Genomic DNA, 12411 nt, shown 5'->3' with positions numbered 1-12411 from the left:
GTCAGAGGTTCCCGGCCGCCGGCGCGGGGTCCGCTGCCGTACGTCGCCGTCGTACCACCCAGAAGACGCCACTGCCGACGGCCACGGTCGCGCCCACCCCGATCACTCCCGCGAGCCCGCCGGAGATCCGGGCGTCGTCGACGTCCTTGACGCCGTAGTCGGCGAGTGGGGAGTCGGCGGTGTGGTGCGGCTCGGTCTTCCGGTCGATGCCCTGGTCGGCGGCGACCTTCTCCAGCCCGTCGGGGCTGGCGGAGGCGTAGAAGGAGACGAATCCGGCGAGGACGAGCGCGGTGACCAGCCCGGTCGCCCAGACCTTACGGGTGGAGCGCGCGGCCACCGGCAGGGGCCCGGACGCGGGGGCGGCGTCGACCAGTTCGCCGCCCACCCGCAGCTTCAGCGGCGCGGACAGTCCCCGGGCGCCGTACACGAGGTCGGGCCGTACGGCGATGACCGCGCCGACCGTCAGCGCGGTGATCGCGGCCTCACCGATCCCGATGAGCACATGCACGCCGACCATTCCGGTCAGCACCTTGCCGATCGGGATGTCGGTCGTCCCGCCGAGCCAGTAGAAGAGGGTGAAGCCGAGGGCGGCGGCCGGTACGGAGACCAGCGCCGCCACGAAGGACGCGACGGTCACCGAACGACGCGTCCTGGGCAGGAGCTTCACCAGGGTGCGGAAGAGCGCGTAGGCGACGACGGTCGTCACCACGGCCATGTCGGTGATGTTCACTCCGAGCGCGGTGAGCCCGCCGTCCGCGAAGAGGATGCCCTGCATCAGCAGGACGACGGAGATACAGAGCACCCCGGTATAGGGGCCGACGAGTATGGCGGCCAGCGCCCCGCCCAGCAGATGCCCGCTCGTCCCGGCGGCCACCGGGAAGTTGAGCATCTGTACGGCGAAGATGAACGCGGCGACGAGCCCGGCCAGCGGCGCGGTGCGCTCGTCCAGCTCGCGGCGCGCGCCGCGCAGGCTGACCGCGACGGCGCCCGCGGCGACGGCGCCGGTGGCGGCCGAGACGGGCAGATCGATGAATCCGTCGGGGACATGCATGCGGGGGCTCCGCCTCCTGCTCGTACGGCGCGGTGTTGAGCCGCTCGATGATTGTCACTTCTTGCGAGAGATTCGCAAGAGCAGATGACATGCAAGGTGTCGGGACGGTGTTCCGCAAGTGCCCGATCGGCAAAGCAATGGCCAAGTATGGACAAATCCGACATATTTTGTATGATTAGAAGCTAAATATCCGGTTAGTCAAGGAGGCAGCTCCCGATTCCGCCCAGCACAGCAGCCACAAGCAGCCGTCGCAGCTAACCGAGGAGCCAGTCGATGTCACCCGTCATCGAGCAGCCCGCCACCGCGTGTCTCATAACGGACGCCCCCCACCCCAAGACCGTCTCCGTCACGCTCCGCTATGACGGCGCCGATCCGCTCGCCATACGTATCGTGTTCCCGCCCGAGGTCTCCCTCGATGATGACGACGTCGTCTGGGCCTTCGCCCGCGATCTTCTCGAATCCGGCCTGCGACTGCCCTCGGGTGAGGGCGATGTCCAGGTATGGCCCTGCGGCCGGGCCCAGGTCGTGCTGGAGTTCCACTCGCCGGACGGGGTGGCGGTGGTCCAGCTGGACACCGCGCCGCTGCGCCGGTTCCTGGACAGCTCGTACGCGATGGTCCCGGTCGGCCAGGAGCGGCACGACATCGAGGTCGAGAACGAGCTGAGCAAGCTCCTCCACAGGACCTGAAACGCACGGGACCTGAGACGCACAGGGCCTGAAACGCACAGGACCTGAAACGCACGCGGCCCGGCCGCCACCCCTCGGGGTGTACGACCGAGCCGCGTACCGCGCGCCGGCTCCCGTCCCCACGGCCGCCGGCGCGATCCGGGGCCGCGCACCGCTCATGCGGCGGCCCCGGTGCAGGTGGGATCAGACGCGTACGAGCTCGCGCTCCGCGCCGGGACCGCCGTCCGGACCCTGCGACGCGTCGTCGCCGAGCCGCCGCTGCAACGCCTCGCCCTCCACGTCCACGTTGGGCAGCGCCTTGTCCAGCCAGCGCGGCAGCCACCACGCCTTGTCGCCGAGCAGCGCGAGCACCGCGGGCACGATCGCCATGCGGACCACGAACGCGTCGAAGAAGACCGCGATGGCGAGCCCGAAGCCGATCATCTTGATCATCGACTCGCTTGAGCCGATGAAGCCGGCGAAGACCGCGATCATGATCACCGCGGCGGCCGAGACCACCCGCGCGCCGTGCCGGAACCCGGTGACGATCGCCTCGCCGGGCCGCTCCCCGTGGACATACGCCTCCCGCATCCGGGTGACGAGGAACACCTCGTAGTCCATGGCGAGACCGAAGACCACGCCCACCATGAAGATCGGCATCATCGACATCACCGGGCCGGTCTGCTCGACCCCGAGCACTCCGCCCAGCCAGCCCCACTGGAAGACCGCGACGACCGCGCCGAGGGCGGCGACCACGGAGAGCAGGAAGCCGAGGGCGGCCTTGAGCGGTACGAGCACGGAGCGGAAGACGAGCATCAGCAGCAGAAAGGCGAGTCCGACGACGAGCGCGAGATAGGGCAGCAGCGCGTCGTTCATCTTCTGCGAGAAGTCGATGTTCATCGCGGTGGCACCGGTGACCAGGACCTGGGCACCGCTGTCCGACGTGATCTCCCCGCCGGTGTCCCGGATGGAGTGGACCAGGTCCTCCGTCTGGACCGAGGAGGGGCGGTCCTGGGGGATCACCGTGATGGTCGCGGTGTCGCCCGCCTTGTTGAGGGTGGACGGCGTGACGACGGCGACGCCGTCCATCTTCTTCACCGTGTCCGACAGCTCGGTGGCCGCCGCCTTGGCGTTGTCATTGGTCTTGCCGTCCACGACGACCATCAGCGGCCCGTTGAAGCCGGGGCCGAAGCCGTCGGAGAGCAGGTCGTACGCCTTGCGCTGGGAGGTGCTCGGCGGCTGCGAACCGTCGTCGCCCAGACCCAGTTCGAGCGAGGCGGCCGGGATGGCGATGGCCCCGAGGCCCAGCACGGCCGTGACCAGGACCGCGACCGGACGGCGCAGCACGAAGCGCGCCCAGCGGGTGCCCATGTTCGGCTTGCCGGTCTCCGCGCCGCCCGCGGCCTTGTCGTCCAGTGCCTTGCGTGCCTTGCGGCCGTGCACCCGCTTGCCCGCGAAACCGAGCGTCGCGGGGATGAGGGTGAGCGCGATGAGGACGGCGATCACGACCGTACCGGCGGCGGCGAGGCCCATCTTGGTGAGCATCGGGATATTGACGACGGCCAGCCCGGCGAGCGCGATCACCACGGTGAGACCGGCGAACACCACGGCCGACCCGGCGGTGCCGACGGCCCGTCCCGCCGCCTCCTCGCGCTCCCTGCCCTCGGCCAGCTCGGCCCGGTAGCGGGAGACGATGAACAGCGCGTAGTCGATCCCGACCGCGAGACCGATCATCATCGCCAGGATGGAGGTGGTGGAGCCCAGGTCGAGCACGCTGGCCAACGCGGTGATGGTGGAGACCCCGACGCCGACCCCGATGAGCGCGGTCACCAGCGGCAGCCCCGCCGCGATCAGCGAACCGAACGTGATGACCAGCACCACCGCGGCCACGGCCACACCGATGATCTCCGTGGACCCCATCTCGGGGGTGACCTGGAGCGCGTCCCCGCCGACCTCCACGGTCAGCCCCTGCTCCCGCGCCTCGGCGCCGGTCTCCTCAAGCGCGGTACGGGTCTCGTCGGTCAGCTCCATCGAGCTGACCTTGTACGAGACCTGGACGTACGCCGTCGAGCCGTCCTTCGAGACGGCGTTGGCGGTGTACGGATCGGTCACGGAGCCGACCTGGCCGGACCCGCTCGACAGCTCTTCGACGATCTTGCCGACCTCGGCCTTGTGACCGGCGTCGGTCATCTTCTGCCCGGCCGGCGCCTTGAAGACGACCCGGGCCGTCGCACCGTCGGCACTGGCTCCTGGGAAGCGCTCTTCCAACAGGTCGAAGGCCTTCTGGGCCTCGGTTCCCGGTATCGAGAAGGAACTGGACGTGGGTGTGGACGCGGAGGCGGCTCCGACACCGGCGAGCGCGAGCAGTGCCACCCACACAAGGGCGACATAGTTGCGGCGCCGGAAAGCGAACCGTCCGAGCTTGTAGAGGAACGTGGCCACGAGGGCGTACTCCCGGGTCTGTGAATGGATCTGAGGGCATGGGGAGCCGGCCCGACAGCGAGAGAGCGGCACGCGTCAGGTATTGCGGGTGCTGAGGGGAAGTGTCAGACGCCGAGAGCGGGGAGGATCACGGCGTCGAAATACGAGGTGAGGAAGCGCCTGTCGGGCGACAGGTCCTCGATCAGCTGCCGGACGACGATGGCGCCGACCAGCATGTGCGTGACGTAGTGCAGCGCGGGATTGTCCGCGGCGACCTCGCCGCGGTCCACAGCGCGCTGGAGAACCTGCGCGAGCCCGTTGAGCTCGGGCTCGATCAGCAGCTCACGGAGCGCCTGCAGGAGTTCGGGGTTGTCGTGGACGGCATGGAAAAGACCTCGCATCAGCGCGCTGTCCTTCTCCATCTGACAGTCATCGGTTTGCGCCATCACGGCGTGGAAGTCACCGCGCAGGCTGCCGGTGTCCACGTTGACGAGCTTGATCGGCTTGTTGTGCCGCATCGCATGGGCGACCAGCTCGGGCTTGCTCCCCCACTGGCGGTAGAGGGTGGCCTTGCTGGAATGGGTACGGGCGGCGACGGCGTCCATGGTGAGGGCGTCATAGCCGACCTCGCGCAGCAGATCGAGCACGGCGGCGTACAACTCGGCCTCACGCTCTGGGGTGAGCCTGCTGCGTGCCACGATCTGCTCCTGCCAAACGAAACGGTTTCGTACAGTACGAAGATAACCCTACCCCTCACCGAAACGAAACCGTTTCGCTTGTGCGCTGCACCACACCCCGCCCAGTCGCCACCGCACATCGCAACCCCCCGCCGGGAGGCGTTATACGCGCGGAAAGTGCAGCATTGGGTGGGTGAGTGACGACGTCGCGTATCTCCGCTTCCCGCACCTTCACGACGATTCCCTGTGCTTCGCCGCCGAGGACGACCTCTGGGTCGCCCCCCTGGCCCCGGCCGGGCACCGCCCCGACCGGGCCTGGCGGGTCACCGTCGACCGCACCCGAGTCGGCCATCCCCGCTTCTCGCCGGACGGCCGCCACATCGCCTATACGACCTGGCGCAGCCTCGACCCCGAGATCCATCTCGTCCCGGTCGCCGGCGGGCCCGCCCGCCGGCTCACCTACTGGGGCGCCACCGACACCCGTGTCTGCGGCTGGACACCGCCCGACAAGCACGGCGAGTCCCAGATCCTCGCTGTCTCCTCGCACGGCCAGCCGTTCTCGTACTTCGCCTGGGCCTACAGCCTCCCCCTCGACGGCTCCCCGGGCGGCGCGCTGCCCTGGGGCCCCGTCAATGACATCGCCGTCGCGGACATCGACGGCGGGCACCGTACGCTCCTGCTCACCGGAAAGCCGCCGCACGAGCCCGCCGCCTGGAAGCGGTACCGCGGCGGCGCGATGGGGCGGCTCTGGCTGCACGGCGAGCGGCTGCTCGCGGACCTCGGGGGCCATCTGGACTGCCCGATGTTCGTCGACGGCCGGATCGCGTTCCTCTCCGACCACGAGGGCGTCGGCAACCTCTACTCCTGCCGTCCCGACGGCACCGATCTGCACCGGCACACCGACCACGACGCCTTCTACGCCCGCCACGCCTCGTCCGACGGGCGCCGGGTCGTCTACCAGTGCGCGGGGGACCTCTGGCTCGTCGACGCGCTGACGCCCGACTCGGTGCCGCGCAAGCTGGAGGTACGGCTGGGCGGACAGCGCGCGGGACGGCGCGGCTACCAGGTCCCGGCCAGCAGCCATGTCGCCGGGATCTCCGTGGACATGACCGGCCGGGCGAGCGCCGTCTCCGTACGCGGCAGCCTGTACTGGCTGACCCACCGCGACGGCCCGGCCCGCACGATCGCGGACACTCCCGGCGTCCGGGTCCGGTTCCCCGTGATGCTCGGTGACAGCGGCCAGGTCGCGTACGTCACCGACGCGGAGGGCGAGGACGCGATCGAGATCGCGTATCTGCCCAGGGCGAGCGGTGAGCGGCAGCCGCGGCGGCTGGCCTCCGGGCAGTTGGGCCGGGTACGGGAGATGGTGGCGGACCCGGACGGGGAACGGATCGCGATCGCCTCGCACGACGGCAGACTGCTGCTGATAGACACGGCGGAACCAGAACCGGAACCGGAACCAGCACCGGCACCCGAACCAGCACCGGCACCAGCACCCGAACCAGCACCAGCACCAGCACCCGAACCGAAAGCCGCAGACGCACCAGAACCCGCACCAGAACCAGCGTCAGAACCCGTCGTCGAACTCATCCGCTCCATCAACGGCGCCGTCACCGACCTCGCCTTCTCCCCCGACGGCGACTGGCTGACCTGGTCCCACCCCGGCATCGGCCGCTCCCTCCGGCAGATCAAGCTGGCAAAGATCTCCGGCAGCTTCGCCCGCACGGTCGTCGATGTCACCAACGGCCGCTTCGAGGACGAGAATCCGGTCTTCACCAGCGACGGCCGCTATCTCGCGTTCCTGTCCTGGCGCGGCTTCGACCCCGTGTACGACGTGCACACCGGCGATCTCTCCTTCCCGCTGGGCTGCCGCCCCTATCTCGTACCGCTCTCCTCCGCGACCCCGTCGCCCTTCGCGCTGTCGCCCGAGGGCCGCCCCGCGGCGGGCGGACTCGATCCGTCCGTCGGCGAGTCCGGCGACGGTACGGTCACCGTCGAGGTCGAGGGGCTGGCCGACCGGGTCACCCCGTTTCCCGTCACCGCGTCCAAGTACTCCGCGCTGTATCCGGTCAGCGGCGGCGGTCTGGTCTGGCTGCGCTGGCCGATCTCCGGCGCGCTCGGCGAGACCTTCGCCAACCCCGCCGACATGTCGGGCCGCCCCACCCTCGAACACTTCGACATCACGAAGGCGCGCAAGAGCGAACTCGTCGGCCATCTGGACTGGTTCGTGCCGAGCGGCGACGGCACCCGGCTGGTGGTCGTGGACGACGGCGAGCTGCGCGCCGTACCCGCCACCGAGCCCGGCGACGGCGATACGACCGTCTATCTCGACATGCGCCGGATCCTGCACGATGTCGATCCCGGGGCGGAGTGGCGCCAGGCGTTCGACGAGGCGGGGCGCATCATCCGCGCCTACTTCTGGGAGCCGGACATGTGCGGCATCGACTGGGCCGGGGTGCTCGACCAGTACCGTCCGCTGGTCGAACGGGTCTGCTCGCCCGACGAGTTCGCGGATCTGCTGCGCGAGGTCCTCGGCGAACTGGGCACCTCCCACGCGTATGTCACCCCGGCCCGCCGCAACGAGGGGCCCCCGCACTACCAGCGGCCGATCGGTCTGCTCGGAGCCAATCTGGTCTGCCGGAACGGCGAGTGGATGATCAAGCGGATCCTGCCGGGCGACTCCTCCGACTCCAAGGCGCGCTCACCGCTGGCCGGTACGGGCATCCGCGAGGGCTCGGTCCTGACCCATGTGGACGGCCGGCCGGTCGATCCGGTGGCCGGTCCCTACCCGCTGCTCTCCGCCGCCGGGGGCACGACCGTCGAGCTGACCTTCCGGCCCGCGGAGCGCAACCGCCCCTCCCGCCGCGTCGCGGTCGTCCCTCTCATCGATGAACGCCCGTTGCGCTACCAGGACTGGGTGGCCAAACGCCGGGAGGCCGTACGGGAGATCAGCGGCGGCAGATGCGGCTATCTGCACATCCCCGACATGGGCGGCTCCGGCTGGGCCCAGTTCAACCGGGATCTGCGCCTTGAGGTCTCGCGCCCCGCACTGATCGTGGACGTACGGGGCAACGCGGGCGGCCACATCAGCGAACTGGTCGTGGAGAAGCTGACCCGCCGGATCATCGGCTGGGACCTGACGCGCGACGCCCAGCCCGTCTCGTACGCGTCGAACGCGCCGCGCGGCCCGGTCGTCGCGCTCGCCGACGAGGCGACCTCGTCCGACGGCGACATGATCACCGCGGCCTTCCGGCTGCTGAATCTGGGCCCGGTGGTCGGCCAGCGCACCTGGGGCGGGGTGGTCGGGATGACGGGGCGGCACCGGCTCGGCGACGGCACGGTGATCACGGTGCCCATGAACGCCGCCTGGTTCGACGCGTACGGCTGGTCCATCGAGAACCACGGCGTGGAGCCGGACATCGAGGCCCTGCGCACCCCGCTGGACTGGGCGGAGGGCCGGCACGCCCAGCTCGACGACGCGGTCTGGGTGGCGCTTGACCTGCTGGCCGGGCATCCGGCCTCGACCCCGCCGGGGTACGGAGCGGTCCCGGACCTGCGCCGCCCGCCCCTGCCGCCGCGCACCCGTGAAGCACGCGGCAAGAAGACGCGCGGCGACAGTGCGCGCACGGACAGAACCCGCACATAAGGCACATAAGAAGGAGGCGCACCCGGCGGAAACCGGGTGCGCCTCGCTGTCAGCAAGCCATTCACTCAGGCGTCAAAGCGGTCGTCCAGCTCATCGCGTGCGTTCTGCGCCCTGTTCTGCGCGTTCTGCTGCGACTCGTGCTGGGCGTCGTGCTGGGCATCGTGCTGCGCGTTGTGCTGCGGGGCGTCGTGCTGCCCCTGGTTGCGGTCCCTGGCCGGTGAACCGGGCTGCGAACCGCGGTCGGGCTGGCCGGGGCGGCCGGGCTGCTGCGTCCGGTCGTCCTTCTTGTCGCCCTGCCGCGCGTTCGCCTGCTGGGCGGCGAGCTCTTCGGCCTTGTCCTTGAACTGATCGGCGATAGCCATGGAATGTCACTCCTGAAAGGGTGTTGGGGGGCACCGGAGTGGGGCCTCGACCAGACTGACACGCCGGGACATTCCGCGCATTTCGATCAGTAACGCTGTGTACGTTCCTCCTCGTCGGCCGCCCCGCCCGCCCCGACCAGCCCCTTTCGCACGCCCGCCAGACGAGGTCCGAGCCGGCGCATCTCACGCTGTCCGACTGCCGCGATCACGGCCGGCAGATATCCCCGTACGGGCTGCATCCCGCGCAGCCACCACTGCGCGTAGACATGCGCCGAGCGCCGCTCGATCCCGGCGACGAGCCGGTCCACGGCGGGGCCGAGCGGATAGGTACGGTTCGACGGCCACGGCAGCCGCCGCCGCAGCTCCCGCATCACCTCGTCCCGGTCCGCGCCGCGCACCATGTCGGTGTCCGTCCAGGACAGATAGCCGACGCCGACCCCGATCCCCTGGTGGGCGACCTCGGCGCGCAGACTGTGCGCGAAGGCCTCGACCCCGGACTTGGACGCGCAGTACGCGGTCATCATCGGCGCCGGGGTGATCGCGGCCAGCGACGCGATCTGGAGGAAGTAGCCGCGGCTCGCACGCAGGAGGGGCAGGAACGCCCGTGCCGTCACCGCGCTTCCGATCAGATTGACCTCGATGACCCGCCGCCACGCGTCCAGGTCCGAGTCCGCGAAGGGACCGCCGCTCGCCACACCCGCGTTGGCGACGACGATATCGACCCTGCCGAACCGCGCCTCGACCTCCTGGGCGACCCGCGCCATCGCGGTGTCGTCGGTGACATCCGCGTACCACTGGTCGCTGTCGGCGTGCAGCCGGGCGGCGACCCGCTTCAGTCCTTCCTCCTCCAGTCCGACGAGGGCGACCTTCGCGCCGCGCGCCGAGAGCTTGCGCGCCAGCAGTTCGCCGACGCCGCGCGCCGCGCCCGTGACGACGGCGACCCGCCCGTCGAGATTCCGGACACCCCGCCGGCCCGCCCCGCTCACGCCACGTCCTCCTTCTCGCCCAGGTACATACCGACGAGGGACCGAATCGCGCCGATGACCGCCTCCGGGGCCTCCACGGGCGTCATATGTCCCACCCCGGTGAGTTCGGTGAGCCCGGTGGGTCCGGCGCGCTCGGGCAGCGCGGCGGCCAGCGCCCGTGCCCGCGCCGGTGGGGTCAGCCGGTCGGCGCTCCCCACGATCACGGCGGTGGGCACCCTCAGCTCCCTCACCTCCGCGTCGAGATCCAGCGTGCCGAGGACATGCGCCCAGGCCACCCGGACGGGCCGCGGACAGGCGTGCACGATCCGGGCGCACCGCGCGACCCGGTCCGGCGCGGCGCCCGGGCCCATCGTCCCGTAGCGCAGGATCCGCCTCGACAGCGGCGTGACTGGCCCCAGCGGCGCGCGCGAGCCGAGGATCCGCCGGTTGATCCAGGTACGGGTCCGGCCGGGCCGCATCGGTACAAGGAGTGCCTCCGGGACCAGCCGCGAACTGCCCGTGCTGCACAGCAGAACGGCAGCCGCGTGCTCCCGTAGGCCGGGCCGCCGGGCGGCGGCCATCAGCGTCATCCCGCCCATGGAGTGCCCCGCGAGGACGGCTCGCTCCCCCGGCTCCAGCGTGGCGGCGAGTACGGCCTCCAGATCGTCGGCGAGGGCGTCCGTGGAGTAGCCCGCGGAGTAGCCCGCGGAGTGACCTGCGGGCATCGCCGAACGGCCGTGGCCGCGCTGGTCGTAGACGATCACCCGATGGTCGGCGGCCAGATCCGCGAGCTGCGCCGCCCAGAACCGGATCGAGCAGGTCCAGCCGTGCGCCAGGACGACGGCGGGCCGGCCCTCCTCGCCATGGACCTCGACGTGGATACGGGTGCCGTCGGCGGAGACCGCGGTCAGTTCACGCTCCTTGTGCGGCTGCCACATCGGACTCGTCGGACTCATCGGACTCATCGAACGCTCTCCTTCGTGGCCCGGGATCCGACGCGCTTCCCGGCCGCCCGCTGTTCCACGACCGGCTTCTCCGCCTGCCTCGGCACCCGCACGGCCGCCGCGGCGCGGATCACCTCGTACTCCGCGAGATCGACCTCCCGGGTGGCCCGGCGGAACTCGGCCGTCGTCCCCGGCCAGACGGTGGTGTTGCGGCCCTGCTCGTCCAGATACCAGCTGGTGCAGCCTCCGGTGTTCCACACGGTCCGCTGCATACGCTCCTGCACCCGCTGGTTCCAGGCGCGTACGGCGGCGGGCCGGGGCCCCAGCGCCACGCCCCCGCTCCCCGGCGCGCTCCGGCGGCCCCCGAGCCCGTCCAACTGCCGCAGATAGTCGGCCATGTAGTTCAGCTGGGACTCGATCATCAGGATCATCGAGGAGTTCCCGAGACCGGTGTTGGGGCCGATGATCGTCATCCAGTTGGGGAAGCCCGCCGCGGTCGCGCCGCGCAGCGACTGCATCCCGTCCTTCCACGCCTCCGCGAGCGTGGTCCCGTCGGCGCCCACCACCCGCTCGACGATCGGCATGTCCGTCACATGGAAGCCGGTCCCGAAGACGATGACGTCGGCCTCGGTCTCCGTACCGTCCGCCGCGACCAGCGTGGAACCGCGCACCTCGGCCAGTCCCGAGGCGACCAGGTCCACATTGGGCCGGGCGAGCGCCGGATAGTACGAGCTGGAGAGCAGGATGCGCTTGCAGCCGATGCGGTACGTGGGCGTCAGCTTGGCGCGCAGCACCGGGTCCTTGATCGCCTTCGCCATATTGGCCTTGGCGAGGGATTCGACGAGCCCGAGTTCGTTCGGCCGCTTGGTGAAGGCCTGGACCTGCAACTCCCTGATGCCCCACAGGAGACGGCGCCGCAGGGTCCCGGTGAACGGCAGCGCCCGGTGCAGCCGGCGCTCGGCCCCGGATATCGCCCGGTCGACGCGCGGCATCACCCAGGGCGGGGTCCGCTGGAACAGCGTCAGCCGGCCCACCTCGGGCTGGATCGCCGGCACGATCTGTATGGCGGAGGCGCCCGTACCGATCACGGCGACGCGCTTGCCGCGCAGGTCGCAGCCGTGGTCCCAGCGCGCCGAGTGGAAGACCTTCCCCGGGAACCCGGCGAGCCCGGGTATCACCGGGATCTTCGGATCGGAGAGCGGCCCGGCCGCGGAGACGATGACATCGGCGGTGAGTCTGCCGCGCGAGGTCTCGATCTCCCAGTGCAGGGCGTCATTGTCCCAGCGCATCAGCCGTACCTCGTGGTTCAGCCGCAGATGCGGCCGGAGCCCGAAGGTGTCCGCGACATGCTCCAGATACGCCCTGATGTGCCGCTGCCCGGAGAAAGTGCGCGGCCAGTCGGGGTTGGGGGCGAACGAGAACGAGTAGAGATGTGAGGGAACGTCACAGGCGCATCCGGGATAGCTGTTGTCCCGCCAGGTCCCGCCGACCGAGTCGGCACGCTCAAGCACCACGAAGTCGGTCATCCCCTCGCGGCGGAGCCGGATGGCCGCCCCGAGCCCGCCGAACCCGGACCCGACCACCGCCACATGTACATGCTCGCGCTCGTGGTCATGTTCGTGCTGGCCCATACCGCCTCCTGAAACCGGACGACACCCAGGCAACCGCGCCAGTAATCA

General features: G+C 70.5%; 9 protein-coding genes. 2 read left to right on the top strand and 7 right to left on the bottom strand.

Going from position 1 to position 12411, the window contains the following annotated elements; translation table 11 throughout:
• Position 1: 1 nt before the first annotated feature.
• On the bottom strand, positions 2-1051 hold the full coding sequence (locus AB0M67_RS24675) for an energy-coupling factor ABC transporter permease (protein ID WP_365748733.1): 1050 nt from the start codon (positions 1049-1051) through the stop codon (positions 2-4).
• 273 nt (positions 1052-1324) lie between these two features.
• On the opposite strand from AB0M67_RS24675, the gene AB0M67_RS24670 reads away from it, so the two are divergent.
• Complete coding sequence (locus AB0M67_RS24670) at positions 1325-1738, top strand: SsgA family sporulation/cell division regulator (protein WP_365748731.1); 414 nt, start codon at positions 1325-1327, stop codon at positions 1736-1738.
• A 183-nt stretch (positions 1739-1921) separates the two neighbouring features.
• Here AB0M67_RS24670 and AB0M67_RS24665 read toward each other — a convergent pair whose 3' ends face one another.
• Both AB0M67_RS24665 and AB0M67_RS24660 read right to left on the bottom strand, forming a co-directional pair.
• Complete coding sequence (locus tag AB0M67_RS24665) at positions 1922-4159, bottom strand: MMPL family transporter (RefSeq protein WP_365748729.1); 2238 nt, start codon at positions 4157-4159, stop codon at positions 1922-1924.
• 104 nt (positions 4160-4263) lie between these two features.
• A complete protein-coding gene (locus AB0M67_RS24660; protein ID WP_365748727.1) occupies positions 4264-4836 on the bottom strand; it encodes a TetR/AcrR family transcriptional regulator in 573 nt (190 codons plus the stop codon).
• A gap of 172 nt (positions 4837-5008) precedes the next feature.
• On the opposite strand from AB0M67_RS24660, the gene AB0M67_RS24655 reads away from it, so the two are divergent.
• Entirely contained in the window at positions 5009-8461 is a 3453-nt protein-coding gene (locus AB0M67_RS24655; RefSeq protein WP_365748725.1) for a S41 family peptidase, read from the top strand.
• A 65-nt stretch (positions 8462-8526) separates the two neighbouring features.
• Here AB0M67_RS24655 and AB0M67_RS24650 read toward each other — a convergent pair whose 3' ends face one another.
• The 4 genes from AB0M67_RS24650 to AB0M67_RS24635 all read right to left on the bottom strand — a co-directional run bounded on the left by AB0M67_RS24650 (position 8527) and on the right by AB0M67_RS24635 (position 12363).
• Positions 8527-8823, bottom strand: a complete 297-nt coding sequence (locus AB0M67_RS24650; protein WP_365748723.1) for a hypothetical protein — start codon at positions 8821-8823, stop codon at positions 8527-8529.
• 86 nt (positions 8824-8909) lie between these two features.
• Positions 8910-9809, bottom strand: a complete 900-nt coding sequence (locus AB0M67_RS24645; protein ID WP_365748721.1) for an SDR family oxidoreductase — start codon at positions 9807-9809, stop codon at positions 8910-8912.
• Complete coding sequence (locus AB0M67_RS24640; protein ID WP_365748719.1) at positions 9806-10753, bottom strand: alpha/beta hydrolase; 948 nt, start codon at positions 10751-10753, stop codon at positions 9806-9808. The genes AB0M67_RS24645 and AB0M67_RS24640 overlap by 4 nt, the downstream gene beginning before the upstream one ends.
• Positions 10750-12363: an NAD(P)/FAD-dependent oxidoreductase gene (locus AB0M67_RS24635; protein WP_365748718.1), complete on the bottom strand. Its 1614-nt coding sequence runs from the start codon at positions 12361-12363 to the stop codon at positions 10750-10752. The genes AB0M67_RS24640 and AB0M67_RS24635 overlap by 4 nt, the downstream gene beginning before the upstream one ends.
• Positions 12364-12411: the final 48 nt, after the last annotated feature.

The organism is Streptomyces sp. NPDC051662 (genome assembly GCF_040681655.1).
Lineage (GTDB): Bacteria > Actinomycetota > Actinomycetes > Streptomycetales > Streptomycetaceae > Streptomyces.
The sequence above is the reverse complement of the archived record's forward strand: the minus strand, read 5'-3'. Positions and strand labels throughout refer to the sequence as shown.